This is a genomic window from Comamonas testosteroni (assembly GCF_014076415.1).
In the GTDB taxonomy this organism is placed as follows: Bacteria; Pseudomonadota; Gammaproteobacteria; order Burkholderiales; family Burkholderiaceae_C; genus Comamonas; species Comamonas testosteroni_F.
The window spans coordinates 4,773,386-4,793,422 of record NZ_CP043568.1 but is presented as its reverse complement, the minus strand read 5'-3'; the positions used below and the strand labels follow the sequence as shown (position 1 = coordinate 4,793,422).

Genomic DNA, 20,037 nt, shown 5'->3' with positions numbered 1-20,037 from the left:
GTCATGACCGATTTGTTCGAAAACCCCATGGGCCTGTGCGGCTTTGAGTTCGTCGAGTTCGCCTCGCCTGCCGACGGCGTGCTGGAGCCGTTGTTCGAGAAGCTGGGCTTCACGCTGGTGGCCAAGCATCGCTCCAAGGACGTGGTGCTGTATCGCCAGGGTGGCATCAATTTCATCATCAACCGCGAGCCCAAGAGCCAGGCGGCCTATTTCACGGCCGAGCACGGTCCCAGTGCCTGTGGCCTGGCCTTCCGTGTCAAGGATGCGCACAAGGCCTACAAGCGCGCGCTGGAGCTGGGCGCGCAGCCCGTGGACATTCCCACCGGCCCCATGGAGCTGCGCCTGCCCGCCATCAAGGGCATCGGTGGTGCGCCGCTGTACCTGATCGACCGCTACGAAGACGGCAAGTCCATCTACGACATCGACTTCGAGTTTCTACCCGGTGTGGACCGCAATCCCAAGGGCCACGGCTTCCAGGTCGTCGATCACCTCACGCACAACGTCTACCGCGGCCGCATGGCCTACTGGGCCGACTTCTACAACAAGCTGTTCAACTTCCAGGAGATCCGCTACTTCGACATCCAGGGCGAGTACACGGGCCTGACCTCCAAGGCCATGACTGCGCCTGATGGCCTGATCCGCATTCCTCTGAATGAAGAAGCCAAGCAGGGCGGTGGCCAGATCGAGGAATTCCTGATGAAGTTCAACGGCGAGGGCATACAGCACATTGCGCTGTTGTGCGAAGACCTGCCCACGGCCATCGACAGCCTGCAGATGGCCGGCATTCCGCTGCTGACCGCTCCCAACGACATCTATTACGAGAACCTCGCCAAGCGCCTGCCCGGCCACGGCCAGGCCGTGGGCGAGCTGCAGTCGCGTGGCATCTTGCTGGATGGCACCACCGAAGGCGGCCAGCCACGCCTGCTGTTGCAGATTTTCTCCGAGCCGCTGTTGGGCCCCGTGTTCTTCGAGTTCATCGAGCGCAAGGGCAACTACCGCGAAGGCTTCGGCGAGGGCAATTTCAAGGCGCTGTTCGAGTCCATGGAACGCGACCAGATCAACCGCGGCGTGCTCGACACCGCCAAGGAATGAGCACCATGAAGATCGACCGCATCCATCACGTGGCCTACCGCTGCAGGGACGCCAAGGAAACCGTGCTCTGGTACAATCAGATGCTGAAGATGGACTTCGTGCTGGCCATTGCCGAGGACCAGGTGCCATCGACCAAGGCGCCCGACCCATATATGCACATCTTCATGGATGCTGGCAACGGCAATGTGCTGGCCTTTTTCGAGCTGCCCACCCAGCCGCCCATGGGCCGCGACCCGAACACGCCGGCCTGGGTGCAACACATCGCCTTCCGTGTGAAGGATCGAGCCGAGCTGCTGGAGTTCAAGGCTCACCTGGAGGCCAATGGTGTCGATGTGCTGGGCGTGACGGACCATGGTGCATTCCACTCCATCTACTTCTTCGACCCCAATGGCCACCGCGTCGAACTGGCCTGCCCCGACCCGGACGAGGAAGCCATGATCAAGAGGCTTGGTGCCGTGAAATGGGACATGCTCGAAGACTGGAGCAAGACCAAGCGTGCGCCCAAGCATGCGGCTTTCCTGCACGAGAGGGAGTTCCGGCAATGAGCGCGGTCCTGAATGAAACCTTGAACCCCCAGCTCCAGAGCTGGGTGGTCTCGGCCAACGCTGCGGGTTGCGACTTCCCCATCCAGAACCTGCCCTTCGGCCGTTTCCGCACGCCGGGCGCCAGCGGCTGGCGTATCGGCGTCGCCATCGGCAACCAGGTGCTGGATCTGCGCACCGCCGGCCTGATCGACCATGCGGACATGCACCGCTTGATGCAGGCCACGCGGCAAGAGCGCCAGGCCCTGCGCCAGGCGCTTTCCGAAGGCTTGCGCGCGGGCAGCACCAAGCAGTCGGCATGGGAGCCAGCGCTGCTGCCCCAGTCTGCCGTGGAGCTGGGCCTGCCTTGCGAGGTGGGTGACTACACCGACTTCTACGTCGGCATCCACCACGCATCCGAAATCGGCCGCCAGTTCCGCCCTGACAACCCGCTGCTGCCCAATTACAAATGGGTGCCCATCGGCTACCACGGCCGTGCCTCCACGCTGCAGGCCAGCGGCTCGTCCTTCCATCGTCCCATGGGGCAGTCCAAGGCGCCCGACGCGGCTCAGCCCGTGCTGGCTCCCTGTGCGCGGCTGGACATCGAGCTGGAGCTGGGCATCTTCATCGGCCAGCCCAACGCCCAGGGCGTGCCCGTGTCCATGAGGGAGGCCGAGCAGCATGTCTTTGGCATCACGCTGTTCAACGACTGGAGCGCACGCGACATCCAGGCCTGGGAATACCAGCCGCTGGGTCCTTTCCTGTCCAAGAACTTCGCCAGCACGGTCTCGCCCTGGATGGTGACGATGGAGGCACTGGAGCCGTTCCGCCAGCCGTTCAGCCGCCCCGAAGGCGACCCCGATCCGCTGCCATACCTGGACTCTGCCGACAACCGCACGCGCGGTGCCATCGCCATCCAGATGGAAGTGGTGCTACAGACGGCGCGCATGGCCATAGAGGGAAATGCGGGTGACGTGATCAGCCGCTCCAACTTCGCCGAGGCCGCGTACTGGACCGTGGCGCAGCTCGTGGCCCACCACACCGTCAACGGCTGCGCACTGCGCGCGGGTGACCTGTTGGGGTCGGGCACGCTGTCGGGGCCGACCCTGGCGCAGAGCGGCTCCCTGCTGGAGTTGACCACGGGCGGCAAGAACCGCATCACGCTGTCGAACGGCGAAACGCGGGGCTTTCTGGAAGACGGCGATACCGTCGTGCTGCGCGCCTACTGCGAAGGTGCAGGCGCGCGCCGCATCGGCTTCGGCGAATGCCGGGGCACGGTGCTGCCAGCCCGAACGGAAGGCTGAGCTTGCAAATCACGACTTGCGTAAACGAGGCCCAAGCAAGCGCTTTGCCTCAGGGAAACCATCTTGGAGCACCCTTGTTTGTGCAAGCCCATATGCATTTATGGACCTGGAGCCTTGCACATGCAGCAGCCAGATCTGCTTGGATGTGCGTCTTCATGGCCTGGTGTTTCCCGGACGCCAAGGTGCAGGGGGTCTGCGGCCGTCATGAGCTGGAGGCGGGGGTGTCGTAGCCCGAGCGCTTCAGCGGCTTGCTCAAAGCGGGTCGTAGCGCGCGTGCCTGGGGTTGAGCCAGCGCAGTTCCTGCTTGCCCAGGCCTTGGAGATGCTCCCGCGCCTGTTGGACAAGAGGCCTTTTCAGATCCTTGGGCTGCAGCGGGCGTGACTTGCCAGCTTCTTCCAGTCGCAGCACGCTGGCTTGCTCGCAGGTATCGCTATAGCTGCGCACCACCAGGCTCAGGCCGCCCAGCGTAAAGCGGTAGATGTCGTACTCGTAGTAGTACTCGTAAAAGCCTTCGGCATCAGCTTCGCTGGCGTCGATATGGTGGCTGCACTCCACCCGCATGATGTCTGTGTTCATGCCTCAGGTGCAATCGGTATGCAGCCGGTGCGTGCCGCACTCCATACAGCGAAACAGATAGCCACCCACGGGATCACCGGTCTTGCTGATGGCCTGCAGATAACGCTCGGGAATGTCGGTGATATCACCTTGCAGCTCGGCCTGCAGGGTCTGGATTTCGGCGTAGTCGGTATAGCCGAGAAAGGCACAGGGCTGGTTGCAATGCACCAGCCATTGCTCCTGCTGCCAGCTGTGATAGCTGGGCGTGCGTTCGCAGACTTCCAGCAGCAGCACACGATCCATGACGATGCTGTCAGGTTCGCCGGGCTCGGCGCTCACGCCTTCAATGCCCAGGTAGTCGTTGAATTCGCCCTCATAGCGCTTGGCCGCGCTGCCGTCGGCAATGCACCAGGGGCAGAGATAGTCCGGCTCTTCGCGGCTGTAAAAAGAGCTGTTGTACTTGAGCTCACGCGCCTGGCCGCAACAGGAGCAGATACCGCTTTCGGCCACAAACAGATCCAGCGCATAGGCATTGGGGCTGAGACGAAATTTCGGCAAATCCATGGAATGCTCCTTTTAGCGTGGACTTTTCTTTGCGATGGTATGCAGCAGGTTCTGGCAGGCGTCCTCGATCAGATCGAGCACATGCTCAAAGCCTCGGTCGCCGCCATAGTAGGGGTCGGGCACTTCGGGCTCGTCAAAGCGCTGGCAGTAATCGGTCAGCCGCTTCATGCGCTGCTGCTGGGCGGGCGTGGCAAGGCGGCGCGCCGCCACCTCATTGGCGCTGTCCATCACCAGCACCAGATCGAAAGCGTCGAAATCCTGCTTTGTCAGCTGCCGCGCACGCTGCCCGCTGAGGTCATAGCCCCGGCGGCGTGCATGCTGCTGGCTGCGGGCATCGGGGGCCTCGCCAACGTGATAGCCGTGCGTGCCGGCCGAGTCGACCTGAACCAGATCCTGCAGGCCCGCATCGGCCACCATTTTTTCCAGCACGCCATGGGCAGTGGGGCTGCGGCAGATGTTGCCGGTGCAGACCATCAGGACGCGAACGGGTCTGGCGGCAGTCATGGCTGATCTGTCGCAGCGGCTTGTACTTCGGCCATCCTGGTTTCCAGTGTACGGATCTGGGTCTTGAGCTGGCGCATGCTGCTTTGCATGGTCACGCCCAGCAGGCGACGCATGCCTTCGAAGAACAGCACCATGAAGAGCACCACGGGCAGCACGCCCCAGCGCAGCCAGGGCGATGCCTGGTTGATCCAGGCCACGGCGCAGACCACCACGGCCATGGCGACGGCGAGATAGTTCCACTTCCTTGAACTCTGCATCTTGCTTTCGTACTTCTGCGCGGTGGCTTCGAGCTGCTGTTCGGTGACTCTGAGCTTGGCAATGGAAGCCTGAATCTCTTCAAGGCTGGCTGGCTTGTCTGACGGCATAGGGCAGGTGGTTGTTAAGAGAGGAGGCCGGTGTTACACCGGCCTGAATCTATTTTGATAGCTGAGAGCGCTTGATGGACAAGTGATGCGGCGATGTTTGGTTAGAAGTGGTGTGTGCCGCTCAATGCATCGAACTCGTCGCTCCACTGCCGGCGCAGGCTGCGCTTTTCGCTCTCGTCTACCCAGGCCGCATCGATGCCGTTGAGCATGAAGTCCCTGAGGTCGGCCTTCGAAAAACCAAAGTCGCTGACCATCTTGGTCCAGGCCCCTGTGGGGTCCACATGGTGCAGCGTGGGGTCGTCGGTGTTGGGGTGGATGCGAATGCCCATGGAAGGCATCTGGCGGATCGGGTGGTCCAGCGCCCAGCGCTCGGGTGCCAGCGTGCGCAGATAGTAGGAGTTGGTTGGCACCACGGTGAACACAATGCCCAGATCAGCGCAGCGCTTGGCCAGTTCGGGGTTGTCTATGACCGTGTAGCCATGGTCGACGCGGTCCACCTTGAGCGTCTCAATGGCTGTTTGCAGGTTGTTCCAGGGCAGGCCGAATTCGCTGGCATGGGCCGTGGTCTTGAGGCCGTTGCGACGCGCCAGTGCATAGGCCTCGGCGAACAGCTCGGGCGGGCGCTCGTTTTCGCGGTAGTCGATGCCGATGCCGGGTACATCGTCATGGCGGTTTTCCAGCATCCATTGCACCATCTGTACAGCGGCCTCGGCCGGGGCTTCGCGGTCGATCGACGGCACCAGGCGGCCGCGTATGCCGCAATCCTTTTGCGCAGCTGCGGCACCGGCCAGGATGGCTTGCTGGGCGGCGGCATAGCTCATGCCAGAGCATTGCACCGTGCCCGTGGGGTTCCAGAAGAATTCGGCATAGCGCACATGGTGGGCGGCGGCATCCTGCAGATATTCATAGGTAATGCGCTCCAGATCGGCCGGCGTCTGCAACAGCCACTCGTCGAGAGCACGCAGCACGCGCAGCACGCCCACGGGCTTCTCGCCGCGCGTGTAGAAGGCCTCGATCTCTTCGGCAGTCAGCGGCGCCTTGGCGCGCTGCACCAGTTCGATGAAGGTGTTTTTTCTGACCGTGCCCAGCAGGTGGCAGTGCAACTCCATCTTGGGGATGGTGTGGGCAAAGGCGGTCAGTTCAGGTGTGGGGGCGGTAGGCGCGGCATTCATGCCGCAGATGGTAGTGGCTTGTGATCAGCCTTGCCGTAGGCAGTTTTACGTTAGGGTGCAAGGAGCAGCCGCGGCACGGACGCCGCCAGCATGGCGATGCCCGAGCAGGTCAGCAGGCTCAGCACGATCTGGCGAAAGCGGGCATCGCTGACGCCTTTGTAGACGCGGGTTCCGAAGATCACAGGCACCAGCACTGCGGGCAGCACCACGGCAAACGATTGCCACATGGCTGGCTTGACCAGGCCGGTGGCCAGATAGCTGGCCATGGTGACGGCCAGCACCGAGAGGTTGAAATTCTGGATCACCGTGCGCTGCACATGGCGCTCAAAGCCGCGCAGCGTGCACCACAGTGTGGGCACGGTACCGCTGAAGCCGCCCAGCCCGCCCATGGCGCCACCGATCAGGCCCGCAAGCGCATCGCTCAGGCGGGCCATCAGGCCGCCGCCCAGCGTCAGCCGGGGCAGGTGGGCGCTGAGCAGCATGGTGGGGCACCACAGCACCAGCAGACAGCCCAGGCCGAACTTGAACCAGTCCATATTGAGATGCGGCATCACGGCCACGCCCATGGGAATGCCGGCCAGACCGCCGGCGATAAACGGCAGCAGCGACTTCCAGTGAAATTCGCGGCGCACGGTGAAGGCCGCAATGATCTGTCCCGTCAGCGAGCCAAACACCGAGAGTACGGCTGCCAGTTGCGGCTCCAGCACCCAGGCCCAGAACGACATGGCCACCATGCCGAAGGCAAAGCCCGACAGTCCCTGCACAAAGCCTGCCACTGCAGCCCCCAGGGCCACCACCAAGATCACTTCCACGCTCTGGTCTCCGTCTGAAGGCATCGATTATCGTCCCGCTCAAGCAGGGCATTGCCATGCAGTTCTGGCATGGCGCCAGGCCGCTGCGCTATCGTGCAGACCATGCAAGCATCATCTGTCTGGATTCTGGGACTGCGCAATCTCTGGCGCGATCTGCGCGCTGGCGAGCTGCGCCTGATCATCGTGGCCGTGCTGCTGGCCGTGGCGGCACTGAGCTCGGTGGGCTTTTTTGCCGACCGCCTGCAAGCCGGCCTGCAGCGCGACGCCCGTCAGCTGCTGGGCGGCGATGTGGTGGTGGTCAGCGACAATCCTGCCCCCGCGGCTTTTGTGCAGCAGGCACAGCAGCAGGGGCTGCAGACCGTGGCCACGGCCAGCTTTCCGACCATGGCGCGCTCCAGCCAGGAGCAGGGCGGAGCCAGCCGGCTGGTGGCGCTCAAAAGCGTGGACCCCGGCTACCCGTTGCGCGGCATGCTGCACCTGAATCAGGGACCGGGCCAGCCAGACCTGGAAGTGCGGGCGATTCCTGAACGCGGCCATGCCTGGGTCGATGCGCCGCTGCTGGAGGCGCTGGGCCTGAAGCTCAGCGACCGGCTGCTGCTGGGCGATGCGAGCTTTCATATCTCGCACATCATTGCCATCGAACCCGATCGCGGCGCGGGCTTCATGAGCTTTGCCCCGCGCGTAATGATCAACAGCGCCGACCTGCCCGCAACGCGCCTGGTGCAGCCGGCCAGCCGCATCACCTACCGGCTGGCCGTGGCGGCGCAGGCAGACGCCGGGCGCGGCGCGCAGGACTATCTGGACTGGGCGCAGGAACTGGCCAAGAGCCTGCACGGCGTGCGTGTGGAATCGCTGGAAAGCGGCCGCCCGGAGATGCGCCAGACCCTTGACAGGGCCGAGAAGTTCCTGAGTCTGGTGGCGCTGCTCTCGGCGCTGCTCTCGGCCGTGGCCGTGGCACTGGCCGCGCGTGCCTTTGCCAACAGCCATCTCGATGCGTCGGCCATGCTGCGCGTGCTCGGCCAGAGTCAGCGCCGGATCGCTCTGGCCTATGTGGTGGAGTTCGTGAGCATTGCCCTGGCCGCCAGCGCGGCCGGCGTGCTGCTGGGCTGGGCCGTGCACCATGTGTTTGTCTGGCTGCTGGCCGGACTGGTCGAGTCTGCTCTGCCTGCGGCGAGCCTGTGGCCCGCATTGTTCGGCATGGGCATGGGGCTGACCCTGCTGCTGGCTTTTGGCCTGCCGCCCGTGCTGCAGCTGGCTCAGGTGCCGCCGCTGCGCGTGATGCGGCGCGATCTGGGGGCGCTCAAGCCAGCATCTTGGCTGGTGCTGGGTGTGGGCGTTACGGGTTTTGCGGCCTTGCTGATGGTGGCCAGCCGCGACATCAAGCTGGGCCTGATTGCAGTGGGCGGCTTTGCCGTAGCCGTGCTCTTGTTCGCGGGCCTGGCCTGGCTGGCCGTCAAGCTGCTGCGGCAGGTGGTCAATGAGAGCACGGCGCCGCGCTGGCTGGTCATGGCCACGCGCCAGGTATCGGCCAAACCCGTGTATGCCGTGGTACAGGTCAGCTCGCTGGCCGTGGGGCTGCTGGCCCTGGTGCTGCTGGTGCTGCTGCGCACCGATCTGATTGCCAGCTGGCGCAAGGCCACGCCGGCGAATGCGCCGGATCGCTTTGTCATCAATGTCCAGCCCGATCAGGCGCAGGACTTTCAGGCCGCGCTGAAGAAGGCCGGCGTGCACAGCTATGACTGGTATCCCATGATTCGCGGCCGGCTGATCGCCGTCAACGGCAAGGCCGTCAGCCCCGATGACTATGAGGAGGACCGCGCCAAGCGCCTGGTGGACCGGGAGTTCAATATCTCCACTGCCGAAACCATGCCCGATCACAACCAGATCGTGGGAGGCCGCTGGCAGGCGGGCGAGCAGGGCGCGATCAGCATGGAAGAAGGCATTGCCAAGACCCTGGATCTGAAGCTGGGCGACACGCTGCGCTTCGATATCGGCGGCGAGGAGAGCGAAGCCCGTATCACCAGTCTGCGCAAGGTGGACTGGAGTTCCATGCGCGCCAACTTCTTTGTGATCTACCCCGTGCAACATCTGGACAACGTGGCCGTGACCTACCTGGCGGCCTATCGCGCGCCCGACGTCAAGGGCTTTGACAATGCGCTGGTCAATGAGTTTCCGAACATCACCAATGTCGACCTGAGCAGCACGCTGGCCCAGGTGCAGCAGGTGATGGACCAGGTCATACGCGCCGTGGAGTTTCTGTTCGGCTTCACGCTGGTGGCGGGTCTGGTCGTGCTGTTTGCTTCCGTCACCGGCACCCGTGAGGAAAGAGCGCGCGAGTACGCCATCATGCGCGCCGTGGGCGCCAGATCGGGCCTGCTGCAGCAGGTGCAAAGCGCCGAGCTCGCCGGAGTGGGCCTGATGGCCGGCTTTCTGGCCAGCTGCGTGGCCCTGGCCGTGGGCTGGGCGTTGGCGCGCTGGGTGTTCGATTTCGAATGGAATGTGCTCTGGTGGGTACCTCTGGCGGGCGCGCTGGTGGGCGCATTGCTGGCCTGGCTGGCCGGTTGGTGGGCGTTGCGCGAGGTAGTCAGCCGCCCCGTGATGATCACGCTGCGCCAGGCGGCGGAATAAGAACGTGCCTACGATCTCCTCGCGCCGCGACAGAGGCTTTGCGGGATGGGATGGAAGGGGGCGGCCCCCCGCGCGCGATACCGCAGCAATAGCCGTGCTATTGCGAGGATTCGCGCGGCCGGCGAGGCAACGCCGCAGACTGCCCCTGACCGGGCGTCCCTGACCGGGCGTCCCTGACCGGGCGTCCGCAAAGACACTGTCCCGGAGGGTTGGAGCGAAATCGGGCGATTTCTGCGCGCTGACTCTTGCTTGCACACCGGTGCAAGCGGCGAGCCATCGCTTCGAACTCATCCCGATTGCGCACCAACGCGGCTGCGTAGAGATCGTAAGCACGTTCTAAGGCTAGCCCTTGAACAGCCGCTCGCTCGCAAAGTCCACAAAGGCCCGGACCTTGGGCGAGAGCTGGCGGCTGGAGGGCCAGAGTGCCGAGAACTGCCCGCTATGCGTGAGCTGCTCGGCCAGCACTTGCCTGAGTTCGCCGCGCGCCAGTGCGTCGCGGGCCAGGAAGTCGGGCATATAGGCCAGGCCCAGGCCTGAGACGGCTGCGCCCAGCATGGCTTCCATGTTGTTGCAGACCAGGGAGATGGGCATGGCCGGCAGCCCGGGCAGCGTCCACTCCTCGAGCTTGCCGCTGTTCAGAAAGCGATAGCGCAGGCTGGAGTGTCGGGCAAGGTCGGCCGGCGTCAGCGGCAGACCGCGTTCGGCCAGATAGGCCGGCGAGGCCGCGAGAATGAAGCGAAACGGTCCGAGTCGGCGCGCCACCAGCCGCGAATCGGCCAGCTCGCCGCTACGGATGACCACATCGAGGCCGGCTTCGACGACATCGACCAGATGGTCGTTGAAGTCCAGATCCAGCTCGACTTCGGGATAGCGGGCCTGGAATTCGGGCAGCACGGGCAGCAGAAAACGGTAGCCGATGGTGGGCAGGCTCACACGCAGCCGGCCGCGTGGCGCTTGGGCGGCGGCCTGCATGGCCGCGCGTGCATCATGCAGCTCGTCGAGAATGCGCCGGCAGCGTTCGTGAAACAGAGTGCCTTCCTGCGTCAGGCGCACCTGGCGTGTGGTGCGATGGAACAGGCGCAGGCCCAGTTGCTGCTCCAGGCGCGCCACGTTCTTGCCCACGGCCGAGGCCGAGATGCCAAGCGCGCGGCCTGCCTCGGCAAAGCTCAGAAGATCGGCGGCACGTACAAAGGACTCAAGTCCGCTGAAGCTGTCCATGGTGATTGGCAACCTTGGGTTGGGATTGTGGGGAGTTTTACCGCTATTTTCGTTTGATTGGAGCGCTTTTATCGTTCATGTCTGATTGATTCACGAAGCCAGTCCTCCATGTCCTGCTCCACTTCTCCATCCTGCCCACAGGCGGATCTTCCGGTTTGCGCTCGCCGTGCATCGCCTGCCTGGGTGTTGCTATCAGTCTGCCTGGCTGCTCTGGCCATGCCGCTGAGCTTTACCGGGCCGGCCGTGGCGCTTCCGGCGCTGCGCGAGGCGCTGGGCGGCAGCCCTCTGGCGCTGAACTGGGTCACCAATGCCTTCATGCTGAGCTTCGGCGCCACACTGATGGCGGCAGGAGCCTTGGCCGATGTCTACGGGCGGCGGCGCGTGTTTCTTGCGGGGCTGGCCGTCGTGGTGGGCAGCGTGCTGCTGCAGGTCTGCCTGCAAGGCAGGGAGGCCATCATCGGCTTCAATCTGCTGCGGGCGCTGCAGGGACTGGGCGCGGCCGCTGCACTGGCGGCAGGCACGGCCGGCCTGGCCCAGGCCTACGATGGTGCCTGGCGTACCCGGGCCTTCAGTTTCGTGGGCACCTCCTTTGGTGTGGGACTCGCCTTCGGACCCTTGCTGTCGGGTTGGTTGCTGCAGAGCTGGGGCTGGCGCAGCGTGATGCTCAGCGCGGCTGCAGCAGCATTCGCGGCGCTGCTGCTGGGTCTGCGCCATATGCCGGAATCGCGCAATCCGCAGGCACAGCGGCTGGACCTGCCGGGCGCGCTGTCGTTCACGCTGGCGCTGGCTCTGTTGACCTGGGGCATGCTGCAAGTCCCGGAAACGGGCTGGTCGCATGGCCGCACATGGCTGCCCCTGGCGGCTGCCCTGCTGGCGGCAGCGGCCTTTGTACAGATCGAGCGCCGCAGCGCCCACCCCATGCTGGACCTGTCGCTGTTCCGTTATCCGCGCTTTGTCGGCGTGCAACTGCTGGCCACAGCACCTGCCTACGCCTTCGTGGTGCTGCTGGTGTTGCTGCCGCTTCGCTTCATCGGCGTGGAAGGTCTGGCGCCGCTCGCGGCCGGGCAGCGCATGTTCGTGCTGTCGCTGCCCATGCTGTTCGTACCACTGCTGGCGGGCTGGCTCTCGCGCTGGCTGTCGGCTGCCTTGCTCTGTGGGGCGGGGCTGCTGGTCTGTGCCATGGGCTTGCTGTGGCTGGGCCGCTGCGTCCCCGGCTCGGACCTGACGCAGATGGCCGCGCCGCTGCTGCTGATCGGTCTGGGCATAGGCCTGCCCTGGGGGCTGATGGACGGGCTGGCCGTGACGGTGGTTCCGCGCGAGCGTGCCGGCATGGCCACGGGCATCTTCAGCACCGTGCGTGTGGCAGGCGAAGGCATTGCCCTGGCCGTGGTCGGGGCGGTGCTGGCAGCGCTGCTGGCGCGGGAGCTGACGGCCATCTGGCCGTCCATGCAGCATGGCTCGGCCGTGGCCCAGATGCTGGTCACCGGCAATATGCAGGCAGCACTGGGGCTGATGCAAGGCGCATCAGCCCCAGTGCTGCTCAAGGCCTATGGCCTGGCCTTTTCCAGCTTGCTCGATGTGTTGGCCGGCGTGACGGTGCTGACGGCCATTGGGGTTTTCGCATTCCTGCGCTCGGGTACGGACATGCCGCATGTCCGACAATCGGGACTGACTCGCAAAGCCGCTACACATGCAGATTGAAGAAAAGCCCCCGTTTGAGACCCCCTACGAATGGATAGGTGGCGAAGACAAAGTCCAGCAGCTGGTCGCCCGTTTCTATGACCTCATGGATCTGGAGCCTGGCTACAAGGAGCTGCGCGCCGCCCATGGCAGCACGCTTGATGACGCGCGCCAGAAGCTGTTCTGGTTTCTCTGCGGCTGGCTGGGCGGCCCCGACTATTACCAGGATCGTTTCGGTCATCCGCGTCTGCGCATGCGCCATATGCCGTTTTCCATTGGCATCCAGGAGCGCGACCAGTGGGTGGCCTGCATGGATCAGGCCATGGGCGAGACCGAAGTACCCGAGGCCTTGCGCACGCGTCTCAAGGCCAGCTTCATGAACACGGCGGACTGGATGCGCAATCGCGGCGCCTGAGTTCTTGCCCTTGGCTTCAAAGCGTCAAATTTCCTTCATGACGCTGTAAAAAGCCCTGTAGACACTGCCTGTTTTTCAACAAGCAGGGTCAACCATGCAGGATTTCGATTTGCCTGGCGCAAAGCTGCGCTCGGGCGGTTTCTTCTCGGCATTGCAGCAACGCCGCCATGTGCTGACGGCAGTGGGCTGTGCAGCATTGCTGGCTGCCTGCGGCGGCAGCGACGACAGCAGCACAACGCCTGTCAGCGCGCAGCCTGCCACGGCGACGCTGGCCGTTCTGGAGACCACGGATCTGCACTTCAATGTGCGCAGCTATGACTATTTCAAGCTGGCCGAAGACAAGACCTATGGCTTCGAGCGCACGGCCACGCTGATCCGTGCAGCGCGCAAGGAATTTGCCAACACGCTGCTGGTGGACAACGGCGACACCATCCAGGGCACGGCCCTGGCCGACTACGAGGCAGAGGTAAAGCCCATACCCTGCACGCAGCAGCTGTCCATGTACAAGGCCATGAGTGCGCTGAGCTTTGACGCGGGCACGCTGGGCAATCACGAATTCAACTACGGCTTGCCCTTTCTCAACCAGGTGCTGGGCGGAGGCCTGGATGTGGACGGCGTGGATACCAGCCAGAAATGCGCGGGCAACGGCTATCCGGCCGTACTGGCCAATGTCTACAGCAGCAAGACCAAGAAGCCGCTGGTTCAGCCCTATGCCGTGCTGGAGCGGACCATGGTGGCCAAGGGCAGCGATGGCAAGGAAGTCAGGCTGCCCATCAAGATCGGCGTGATCGGCTTCACCACGCCGGGCATCATGAACTGGGACAAGCGCTATCTCGAAGGCAAGGTCTACACCGAGGGCGCGGTGGAAGCTGCCGGCAAATACGTGCCAGAGTTGCGCGCCAAGGGCGCCGATGTGGTGGTGGCGCTGCTGCATGGCGGTCTGGACGGCTCGGCCTATTCGGCCACCATGGAGAACCCCGGCCTGTATCTGTCCAAGGTGGCGGGCATAGATGCCATGGTCATGGGCCATCAGCACAGCGTGTTCCCAGATCTGTCGGCCAAGCCGGCCTACAGCCAGAGCGGTGTGGACAACCAGGCTGGCACCATCAACGGCGTGCCTGCGGTCATGGCCAGCTCCTGGGGCAAGGCTCTGGGCGTGATCCAGCTGCCGCTGCAATGGGACGGCAAGAAGTGGAGTGTGGCCAAGACCGGCAGCAAGAGCGAGCTGCGCAACATCCAGAACAAGGATGCCGCAGGTGCCGCGGTGTTTGTGGATGCCGACCCGGCCGTGGCGCCGCTGATCGAGACACAGCACCAGGCGGCCATCAGCTATGTGAAGACGCCCATCGGCAGCACCGACTTCCGCATGAGCACGCTGTTTGCCGATGTGGGCGACCCCGGTGCGATCCAGATCGTCAACCAGGCACAGCAGGCCTATGTGGCCAGCTACATCAAGGCCAATCTGCCCCAGTACGCCAGCCTGCCCGTGCTGTCGGTGAGTGCGCCGTTCAAGTCCGGCTTCCAGGGCGGCAAGGACTTCACCGATGTGGCTGCCGGCTCGCTCGCCATCAACAACGCGGCTGACCTGTATCTCTACCCCAACACCGTGTACGCGGTGAAGGTCAACGGCGCCGACATCAAGAGCTGGCTGGAAGCTGCAGCCAAGCGCTTCAACCAGATCGATGTGAACAAGACGAGCGAGCAGCCCTTGATCAGCAGCTTCCCGGGCTACAACTTCGACATGTTCACCACTGCCGACGTGCAGTACGAGATCGATGTGACCCAGCCGCTGGGCAGCCGCATCAGGAACCTGAGCTATCTGGGCAAGCCCATGGATACGGCGCAGGAGTTTGTGATCGCCACCAACAACTACCGTGCCACCAGCGGTGCCAGCTTCATCCCCAAGCTCGACGGCTCGTCGGCCATCTGGGCATCGCCCGATGCGAACCGCGATGTGGTGATCGAGTATGTGCGCAAGAACCCGCAGATCACCAGGGCGGCCAATGGCGCAGCCAAGAGCTGGCGCTTTGCCAAGGTGACGACGGCCGGTCCGGTGGTGTTCAGCTCCGGAGCCAATGCTTTGAGCGTGGCCCAGGCCGCAGGCCTGTCGGGAGTGTCTGTTCTCGCGGCCGATGACGGCTCAGGCAAGGGCATGAGCAAATATCAGCTCGATCTGTCCAAGTAGGCGGCGTTGCCGCAATTGCTGCCGCCGTGGCTCCAGAGGCCACGGCGGCTTTTTTCTGGGACTGGCTATGATGCGAGGAAATTTTCAGGGAGAGGGTATGACGGCATATATCGCGCTGGCAGTGGTTGTGGTGATCGTGATCTGGGCAATTGCCCTCTACAACCGCTTGCGCACGCACAAGAACCAGGTGGAGAACGCGTTTGCGCAGATCGATGTGCAGCTCAAGCGCCGTCATGACCTGATACCCAATCTGGTGGAAGTCGCCCGTGGCTACATGCAGCACGAAGCCCAGACGCTGGAGGCCGTGATTCGCGCGCGAGGCGAGGCCGTCAGCGCGGCCGACAAGGCCCGTCGGTCGCCGGGCAAGGCGCAGGCCATGGGGGCACTGATGGCTGCGGAGCAGGTGCTGGGAGGTCAGGTAGGCCGTCTGATGGCGCTGGCCGAGGCCTATCCCACGCTCAAGGCCGATGCCCGCATGCAGCAGCTCAGCGAAGAGATCACCAGCACCGAGAACCGTATCGGTTTTGCGCGTCAGTCCTATAACGACGAGGTACTGGAATTCAACAACCAGGCCGGACAGTTCCCTGATCTGATCGTGGCGCGGTTGGTGGGTTTTGTGCATATGGACATGCTGGCTTCGACCCAGAGCGAGCAGGAACGCGCCGTCCCTCAGGTCAGGTTCTGAGCGCATGCGTTTCTGGGAGCGACAGCGCGAAGCCAGGCGCAGCACGCGCTGGTTGCTGCTGGTGTTCGGCCTGTGCGTGCTGGCCGTGGTGGCATCGGTGCACTTGGGCCTGATGCTGGCCTGGTGGCTGGGCACTCTGGTATTCGGCGGCTGGGACTACCCCACGGGCTTTGCGACGGTGAATATCGGCGTGACCTTGCTGCTGGTGCTGGGCGGCTGCTGGATAGAGCTGGACCAGCTGCGCCATGGCGGTCGCAAACTGGCCCAGCGCGTAGGAGCGCGCGAGGCCAGACCCGGCAGCTCGCTGGCCGAGCAGCAACTGTGCAATATCGTCCATGAAATGTGCATTGCGGCACACTGGCCTGCGCCCCAGGTCGCGGTGCTGGCGCGAGCCGAGGCCATCAATGCCTTTGCGGCGGGCTGGGATGCGCAGGACGCCGTCATTGCCGTGACCCAGGGGGCGCTGGACCAGCTCAGCCGCGAGGAAATGCAAGGCCTGGTAGCGCATGAGCTGTCCCATCTGCGTGAGGGCGACACGCGGCTGAACATGCAGCTGGCCGGCATGGTCTACGGACTGGAGCTGATTCACAACTTCGGCCAGACCCTGCGCGAGCGCGACAGCATCCTTGCGCAATGGTTCGGCGTCTTCATCCAGGCTGCGGGCTTTGTCGGCTGGCTCGGCGGCCAGTTGCTCAAGGCTGCCGTATCGCGCCAGCGCGAGTATCTGGCAGATGCCCGTGCCGTGCAGTGGACGCGCAGCAAGGACGGCCTGGGCGGTGTGCTGCGCAAGGTGCTCACGCAGCGTGAGCTGGCCGAGCAGCAGTACGGCAGCTGGCAGCAGGACACGCGCAGCCACCAGGGGCTGGACAAGCGCATCGTGCAGCACATGCTGCTGGCCGAAACCCCCCATGCCAGCCGGCTCGAACACTGGCTGGAGTCCCACCCCACGGTGCCCGAACGCATACGTCGCATCTACGGCCGCGACATGCGACCGCTGCCCTTGCCGCTCAACACCGTGCCGCAGGGAAGATAAGCTGTTTCAGGTCTGAAACCCAATGCACATAGGTGCAGGTGGCTATCAGATTGGATGCTGAAACTGTTAGAACAGCTTGCGCTTGCCCGGCTGCAGCAGCACCACCAGCGCGCCCGCGCCTCCGTCGGCCGGGCGGGCCTGGACAAAGGCCAGCACCTCTTTCTTCTGCACCAGCCAGCGCTGTACCTTGCCCTTGAGCACGGGGGTGCGGCCCGGCGAGCCCAGGCCCTTGCCGTGCACGATGCGCACGCAGCGCACGCCCGTGCGGTGCGACAGCCGGATGAACTGGCCCAGCGCCTCGCGGGCTTCGTCCGAGCGCAGGCCGTGCAGGTCCAGCTGGCGCTGAATGCTCCAGTGGCCGCCACGCAGCTTGCGCGTCACGTCCAGACCGATGCCGGGGCGGCGAAAGCTCAGCTGATCGTCCACGTCCAGCAGGGTGCTGACATCGAACTCGTCGCTCATGGCTTCGCGCAGCACATTCTGTTCGTCCAGCACCATCTGCAGCGGCAGCGGCGAGGGCGCCGGCTCCAGAAAGCTGACTTCGTTGCGCGAGCGCAGCGGCGTGACCTTGCCGACGCTGAGCGCAAACAGATTGCGTTCACGCTCGCGCGCTGCACGCGCTTCGGCCTGCGCGAGGGCCAGGGCTTCGGCCTGTTCGCGCAGCTGCTTGAGATGGCGGGAGATGCCGGCCAGATCCTGCAGCGAGCGGTGTGCGTGGCTCATAGCAGACCCTCCTCGGCCATGGAGCAGGCAGCGCCCGGCCCGACGATGATGTGGTCGAGCACGCGTACATCGATCAAGGCCAGGGCGGCCTTGAGCGTGGTGGTCAGAGAGCTGTCGGCACTGCTGGGCTGCACGTTGCCGCTGGGGTGATTGTGCGCGAGGATCACCGCGCCGGCCTGATGGTGCAGGGCGCGCAGCACGACTTCACGAGGGTAGACGGAAGTTTGCGTCAAGGTACCGCGAAACATTTCTTCAAGAGCCAGCAAGCGGTTCTGGCTGTCCAGAAACAGCACGGCAAACACCTCGTGAGGCCTGGCCGCCAGATGCAGCTGCAGATAGTGCTTGACGGCTTCGGGGGAGGAAAAGACTTCCCGCTCGCGCAGCTGCTGTGCCGTGGCTCGCCGGGCCAGCTCCAGCACGGCCATCAGCTCGGCGCGCTTGGCAGGCCCCAGGCCTTTGACGGCGGTCAAAGCCTGGTAGTCGGCGGCCAGCAGTCCGGCCAGACCGCCTGCTCCCTGGCGATCACCGGGCAGCTCCAGCAGCTCCTGTGCCATCTGCAGCACCGTCTTGCCGGCCATGCCGGTGCGCAGAATGACCGCCAGCAGCTCGGCATCCGAGAGCGCAGCCGCGCCCCGCTGCGCGAGCTTTTCGCGCGGCTGGGCATCCAGGGGCAGGTCTTTGATGGGCATGGGTGTCAGTGCTCGCTTGCACAAGGCGGGGAAGGGGCGGGCCGGCCATCTCAACGCAGAGGCGAAGAGGTTATAGGCTCGCTCTTACAATGCAGCCCAGTTTATCGGGACTTTCATGACCACAAGCGCAACCCCTTCGGATCTGCCCGTCGTGCAGGCAGGCTCTTTTCTCACGCTGCATTACCGCCTGGCGGGCCCTGCGGGCGATGTGATCAATACCTTCAACGAAAAGCCGGCGACGCTGTCGCTGGGTGCGGGCGAGCTGTCGCCGGCCATGGAAGACAAGCTGATCGGCCTGGCCGAGGGCACGCACACGACTTTCGAGCTGCCCGCAGGCGAGGCTTTTGGCGAGCGCAACCCCGACATGATGCAGTGGGTGGCCCGCAAGCTCATGAACGAGCTCGGCGACCCGCATGAGCAATACACCGCAGGCGATGTGGTGCAGTTCCCCACGCCCGATGGCAGCGGCAGCTACGCCGGCGCCGTGGTGCAGGTGCGCGAGGACGGCGCCGTGCTGTTCGACTTCAACCACCCGCTGGCCGGCCAGCCCGTGACGTTTGAAGTGAAGCTGATCGGGGTGCTCTGAAATGACACACCCCCTGAGCTGCTGCGCAGCTTCCCCCTTCAAGGGGGACGACGGCCTTTGCTGCGGGGCGGCCCTTGCTGCGGTCGGCCCGTGCCGCCGTCCCGCGCTTCAAGCGCGCCAGTGTCATGCCGTGCGAGTGGTGCGTAGCGCCAGGGGGTATTGAAATGGTGGGAGCCAAGGAAGTCCTGCTGGCCGAACCGCGCGGCTTTTGTGCCGGAGTGGATCGCGCCATCGAGATCGTGGAGCGGGCACTGGCCAAGTTCGGTGCGCCCATCTATGTGCGCCACGAGATCGTGCACAACACTTTTGTGGTCAACGACCTCAAGGCCAAGGGCGCCATCTTCATCGAGGAGCTGGACGAAGTGCCGCCCGGCGCCACGCTGATCTTCTCGGCCCACGGCGTCTCCAAGGCCGTGCAGCAGGAGGCCGAGCGCCGCGGCTTTGCCATCTTCGATGCGACCTGCCCGCTGGTCACCAAGGTGCATGTGGAAGTCGCCAAGCTGGCCAAGGAAGGCTACGAGTTTCTCATGATCGGCCACAAGGGCCATCCCGAGGTCGAAGGCACCATGGGCCAGCTCTCCGAAGGCATTCACCTGGTCGAGGACGAGGGCGATGTGGCCAAGGTGGCGCCGCGCCAGACCGAAAAGCTGGCCGTGGTGACGCAGACCACGCTGTCGGTCGATGATGCCGCAGGCATCAAGGCCGCCATCAAGGCGCGCTTTCCAATGGTGCGCGAGCCCAAGCAGCAGGACATCTGCTATGCCACGCAAAACCGCCAGGACGCCGTGAAGGTGCTGGCACCTCAGGTGGATCTGGTCATCGTCGTCGGCAGTCCGACCAGCTCCAACAGCAACCGCCTGCGCGAGCTGGCCGATCGCCTGGGCACGCCCGCCTATATGGTGGACAACGCGCTCGAGCTCAGGGAAGAGTGGTTTGCCGATGCAGCCCGCGTGGGCCTGACGGCCGGTGCCTCGGCGCCCGAAGTGCTGGTCGACGAGGTCATCGCCCGCATCCGGCAGCTGGGGGCCGTCGCCGTGCGCAAGATGGACGGTATCGAGGAAACCATCAAGTTCCCGCTGCCCAAGGGGCTTAAGATCGATGCGGCCACGGGCCTGGAGATCGAAGTGCGCAAGGCGCCCGAGACCGGACATTGAGCTCTGACAAGCTGAATGCTTGTAACTTCATAGCGCCTTGCGCATGGTATTCAATGACTTCAGATGATTTTTATCTGAAAATCTATGAATAGCGTGCGTAAGGCGCTTTGCTTTTGATAGCTGACTGCTGCCATCCCCCGTGTACCGGCCGG

Annotated in this window: 20 protein-coding genes; 11 read left to right on the top strand and 9 right to left on the bottom strand. The window is 64.3% G+C overall.

The window, feature by feature from the left end:
- The first annotated feature begins 3 nt into the window (after positions 1 to 3).
- Genes hppD through fahA form a run of 3 tightly spaced genes read left to right on the top strand, consistent with a single transcriptional unit; the run spans position 4 to position 2,917 of the window.
- The gene (hppD, locus tag F0P97_RS22090; RefSeq protein ID WP_003072755.1) at positions 4 to 1,092 is read left to right on the top strand and encodes a 4-hydroxyphenylpyruvate dioxygenase; all 1,089 of its coding nucleotides are present in this window, start codon (positions 4 to 6) and stop codon (positions 1,090 to 1,092) included.
- Positions 1,093 to 1,097: 5 nt separating this feature from the next.
- The gene (locus F0P97_RS22085; RefSeq protein ID WP_182284259.1) at positions 1,098 to 1,637 is read left to right on the top strand and encodes a VOC family protein; all 540 of its coding nucleotides are present in this window, start codon (positions 1,098 to 1,100) and stop codon (positions 1,635 to 1,637) included.
- Entirely contained in the window at positions 1,634 to 2,917 is a 1,284-nt protein-coding gene (gene fahA, locus F0P97_RS22080) for a fumarylacetoacetase (protein WP_182284258.1), read from the top strand. Before F0P97_RS22085 ends, fahA begins: the two co-directional genes overlap by 4 nt.
- A 252-nt stretch (positions 2,918 to 3,169) precedes the next feature.
- On the opposite strand, the gene F0P97_RS22075 is transcribed toward fahA, so the two are convergent.
- The 6 genes from F0P97_RS22075 to F0P97_RS22050 form a co-directional block, all read right to left on the bottom strand.
- A complete protein-coding gene (locus F0P97_RS22075) occupies positions 3,170 to 3,493 on the bottom strand; it encodes a hypothetical protein (protein ID WP_182284257.1) in 324 nt (107 codons plus the stop codon).
- A gap of 3 nt (positions 3,494 to 3,496) precedes the next feature.
- Complete coding sequence (locus F0P97_RS22070) at positions 3,497 to 4,036, bottom strand: CbrC family protein (protein ID WP_182284256.1); 540 nt, start codon at positions 4,034 to 4,036, stop codon at positions 3,497 to 3,499.
- A gap of 12 nt (positions 4,037 to 4,048) precedes the next feature.
- Positions 4,049 to 4,540 (bottom strand): low molecular weight protein-tyrosine-phosphatase, encoded by a 492-nt coding sequence (locus F0P97_RS22065; protein WP_182284255.1) that lies wholly within the window; start codon positions 4,538 to 4,540, stop codon positions 4,049 to 4,051.
- Positions 4,537 to 4,905 carry a hypothetical protein gene (locus F0P97_RS22060; RefSeq protein WP_182284253.1) on the bottom strand — a complete coding sequence of 123 codons (369 nt, stop codon included), beginning with the start codon at positions 4,903 to 4,905 and terminating at the stop codon, positions 4,537 to 4,539. The genes F0P97_RS22065 and F0P97_RS22060 overlap by 4 nt, the downstream gene beginning before the upstream one ends.
- Positions 4,906 to 5,006: 101 nt before the next feature.
- Entirely contained in the window at positions 5,007 to 6,077 is a 1,071-nt protein-coding gene (locus F0P97_RS22055) for an adenosine deaminase family protein (protein WP_182284251.1), read from the bottom strand.
- A gap of 50 nt (positions 6,078 to 6,127) precedes the next feature.
- Positions 6,128 to 6,913: a sulfite exporter TauE/SafE family protein gene (locus F0P97_RS22050; RefSeq protein WP_182284249.1), complete on the bottom strand. Its 786-nt coding sequence runs from the start codon at positions 6,911 to 6,913 to the stop codon at positions 6,128 to 6,130.
- Positions 6,914 to 6,958: 45 nt separating this feature from the next.
- Here F0P97_RS22050 and F0P97_RS22045 point away from each other — a divergent pair, with 45 nt between their 5' ends.
- Positions 6,959 to 9,517, top strand: a complete 2,559-nt coding sequence (locus F0P97_RS22045; RefSeq protein ID WP_182284247.1) for an ABC transporter permease — start codon at positions 6,959 to 6,961, stop codon at positions 9,515 to 9,517.
- 342 nt (positions 9,518 to 9,859) lie between these two features.
- On the opposite strand, the gene F0P97_RS22040 is transcribed toward F0P97_RS22045, so the two are convergent.
- Complete coding sequence (locus tag F0P97_RS22040; protein ID WP_182284245.1) at positions 9,860 to 10,735, bottom strand: LysR family transcriptional regulator; 876 nt, start codon at positions 10,733 to 10,735, stop codon at positions 9,860 to 9,862.
- A gap of 216 nt (positions 10,736 to 10,951) precedes the next feature.
- Between F0P97_RS22040 and F0P97_RS22035 the strand changes: the two genes are divergently transcribed.
- The 5 genes from F0P97_RS22035 (at position 10,952) to F0P97_RS22015 (ending at position 16,733) form a co-directional block, all read left to right on the top strand.
- Entirely contained in the window at positions 10,952 to 12,436 is a 1,485-nt protein-coding gene (locus tag F0P97_RS22035; RefSeq protein ID WP_232538276.1) for an MFS transporter, read from the top strand.
- Entirely contained in the window at positions 12,426 to 12,830 is a 405-nt protein-coding gene (locus tag F0P97_RS22030) for a group II truncated hemoglobin (protein ID WP_182284243.1), read from the top strand. The genes F0P97_RS22035 and F0P97_RS22030 overlap by 11 nt, the downstream gene beginning before the upstream one ends.
- Positions 12,831 to 12,924: 94 nt before the next feature.
- A complete protein-coding gene (locus tag F0P97_RS22025; protein WP_182284241.1) occupies positions 12,925 to 15,015 on the top strand; it encodes a bifunctional 2',3'-cyclic-nucleotide 2'-phosphodiesterase/3'-nucleotidase in 2,091 nt (696 codons plus the stop codon).
- A 97-nt stretch (positions 15,016 to 15,112) separates the two neighbouring features.
- Entirely contained in the window at positions 15,113 to 15,700 is a 588-nt protein-coding gene (locus F0P97_RS22020) for a LemA family protein (RefSeq protein ID WP_182284239.1), read from the top strand.
- 4 nt (positions 15,701 to 15,704) lie between these two features.
- A complete protein-coding gene (locus tag F0P97_RS22015; RefSeq protein WP_182284237.1) occupies positions 15,705 to 16,733 on the top strand; it encodes a M48 family metalloprotease in 1,029 nt (342 codons plus the stop codon).
- 66 nt (positions 16,734 to 16,799) lie between these two features.
- Here F0P97_RS22015 and F0P97_RS22010 read toward each other — a convergent pair whose 3' ends face one another.
- Both F0P97_RS22010 and radC read right to left on the bottom strand, forming a co-directional pair.
- Positions 16,800 to 17,456: a Smr/MutS family protein gene (locus F0P97_RS22010; RefSeq protein ID WP_182284235.1), complete on the bottom strand. Its 657-nt coding sequence runs from the start codon at positions 17,454 to 17,456 to the stop codon at positions 16,800 to 16,802.
- On the bottom strand, positions 17,453 to 18,145 hold the full coding sequence (radC, locus tag F0P97_RS22005; protein ID WP_182284233.1) for a RadC family protein: 693 nt from the start codon (positions 18,143 to 18,145) through the stop codon (positions 17,453 to 17,455). The genes F0P97_RS22010 and radC overlap by 4 nt, the downstream gene beginning before the upstream one ends.
- A gap of 115 nt (positions 18,146 to 18,260) precedes the next feature.
- On the opposite strand from radC, the gene F0P97_RS22000 reads away from it, so the two are divergent.
- Both F0P97_RS22000 and ispH read left to right on the top strand, forming a co-directional pair.
- On the top strand, positions 18,261 to 18,731 hold the full coding sequence (locus tag F0P97_RS22000; RefSeq protein ID WP_003052041.1) for an FKBP-type peptidyl-prolyl cis-trans isomerase: 471 nt from the start codon (positions 18,261 to 18,263) through the stop codon (positions 18,729 to 18,731).
- Positions 18,732 to 18,895: 164 nt separating this feature from the next.
- The gene (gene ispH / locus F0P97_RS21995) at positions 18,896 to 19,885 is read left to right on the top strand and encodes a 4-hydroxy-3-methylbut-2-enyl diphosphate reductase (protein WP_182284231.1); all 990 of its coding nucleotides are present in this window, start codon (positions 18,896 to 18,898) and stop codon (positions 19,883 to 19,885) included.
- The last annotated feature ends 152 nt before the right edge of the window (positions 19,886 to 20,037 follow it).

What these genes read in the sequence shown, in the direction of transcription:
- hppD (WP_003072755.1), top strand. Translation starts at nt 4, where the DNA reads ATGACCGATTTGTTCGAAAACCCCATGGGCCTGTGCGGCTTTGAGTTC.
- F0P97_RS22085 (WP_182284259.1), top strand. Translation starts at nt 1,098, where the DNA reads ATGAAGATCGACCGCATCCATCACGTGGCCTACCGCTGCAGGGACGCC.
- fahA (WP_182284258.1), top strand. Translation starts at nt 1,634, where the DNA reads ATGAGCGCGGTCCTGAATGAAACCTTGAACCCCCAGCTCCAGAGCTGG.
- F0P97_RS22075 (WP_182284257.1), bottom strand. Translation starts at nt 3,493, where the DNA reads ATGAACACAGACATCATGCGGGTGGAGTGCAGCCACCATATCGACGCC.
- F0P97_RS22070 (WP_182284256.1), bottom strand. Translation starts at nt 4,036, where the DNA reads ATGGATTTGCCGAAATTTCGTCTCAGCCCCAATGCCTATGCGCTGGAT.
- F0P97_RS22065 (WP_182284255.1), bottom strand. Translation starts at nt 4,540, where the DNA reads ATGACTGCCGCCAGACCCGTTCGCGTCCTGATGGTCTGCACCGGCAAC.
- F0P97_RS22060 (WP_182284253.1), bottom strand. Translation starts at nt 4,905, where the DNA reads ATGCCGTCAGACAAGCCAGCCAGCCTTGAAGAGATTCAGGCTTCCATT.
- F0P97_RS22055 (WP_182284251.1), bottom strand. Translation starts at nt 6,077, where the DNA reads ATGAATGCCGCGCCTACCGCCCCCACACCTGAACTGACCGCCTTTGCC.
- F0P97_RS22050 (WP_182284249.1), bottom strand. Translation starts at nt 6,913, where the DNA reads ATGCCTTCAGACGGAGACCAGAGCGTGGAAGTGATCTTGGTGGTGGCC.
- F0P97_RS22045 (WP_182284247.1), top strand. Translation starts at nt 6,959, where the DNA reads ATGGCGCCAGGCCGCTGCGCTATCGTGCAGACCATGCAAGCATCATCT.
- F0P97_RS22040 (WP_182284245.1), bottom strand. Translation starts at nt 10,735, where the DNA reads ATGGACAGCTTCAGCGGACTTGAGTCCTTTGTACGTGCCGCCGATCTT.
- F0P97_RS22035 (WP_232538276.1), top strand. Translation starts at nt 10,952, where the DNA reads ATGCCGCTGAGCTTTACCGGGCCGGCCGTGGCGCTTCCGGCGCTGCGC.
- F0P97_RS22030 (WP_182284243.1), top strand. Translation starts at nt 12,426, where the DNA reads ATGCAGATTGAAGAAAAGCCCCCGTTTGAGACCCCCTACGAATGGATA.
- F0P97_RS22025 (WP_182284241.1), top strand. Translation starts at nt 12,925, where the DNA reads ATGCAGGATTTCGATTTGCCTGGCGCAAAGCTGCGCTCGGGCGGTTTC.
- F0P97_RS22020 (WP_182284239.1), top strand. Translation starts at nt 15,113, where the DNA reads ATGACGGCATATATCGCGCTGGCAGTGGTTGTGGTGATCGTGATCTGG.
- F0P97_RS22015 (WP_182284237.1), top strand. Translation starts at nt 15,705, where the DNA reads ATGCGTTTCTGGGAGCGACAGCGCGAAGCCAGGCGCAGCACGCGCTGG.
- F0P97_RS22010 (WP_182284235.1), bottom strand. Translation starts at nt 17,456, where the DNA reads ATGAGCCACGCACACCGCTCGCTGCAGGATCTGGCCGGCATCTCCCGC.
- radC (WP_182284233.1), bottom strand. Translation starts at nt 18,145, where the DNA reads ATGCCCATCAAAGACCTGCCCCTGGATGCCCAGCCGCGCGAAAAGCTC.
- F0P97_RS22000 (WP_003052041.1), top strand. Translation starts at nt 18,261, where the DNA reads ATGACCACAAGCGCAACCCCTTCGGATCTGCCCGTCGTGCAGGCAGGC.
- ispH (WP_182284231.1), top strand. Translation starts at nt 18,896, where the DNA reads ATGGTGGGAGCCAAGGAAGTCCTGCTGGCCGAACCGCGCGGCTTTTGT.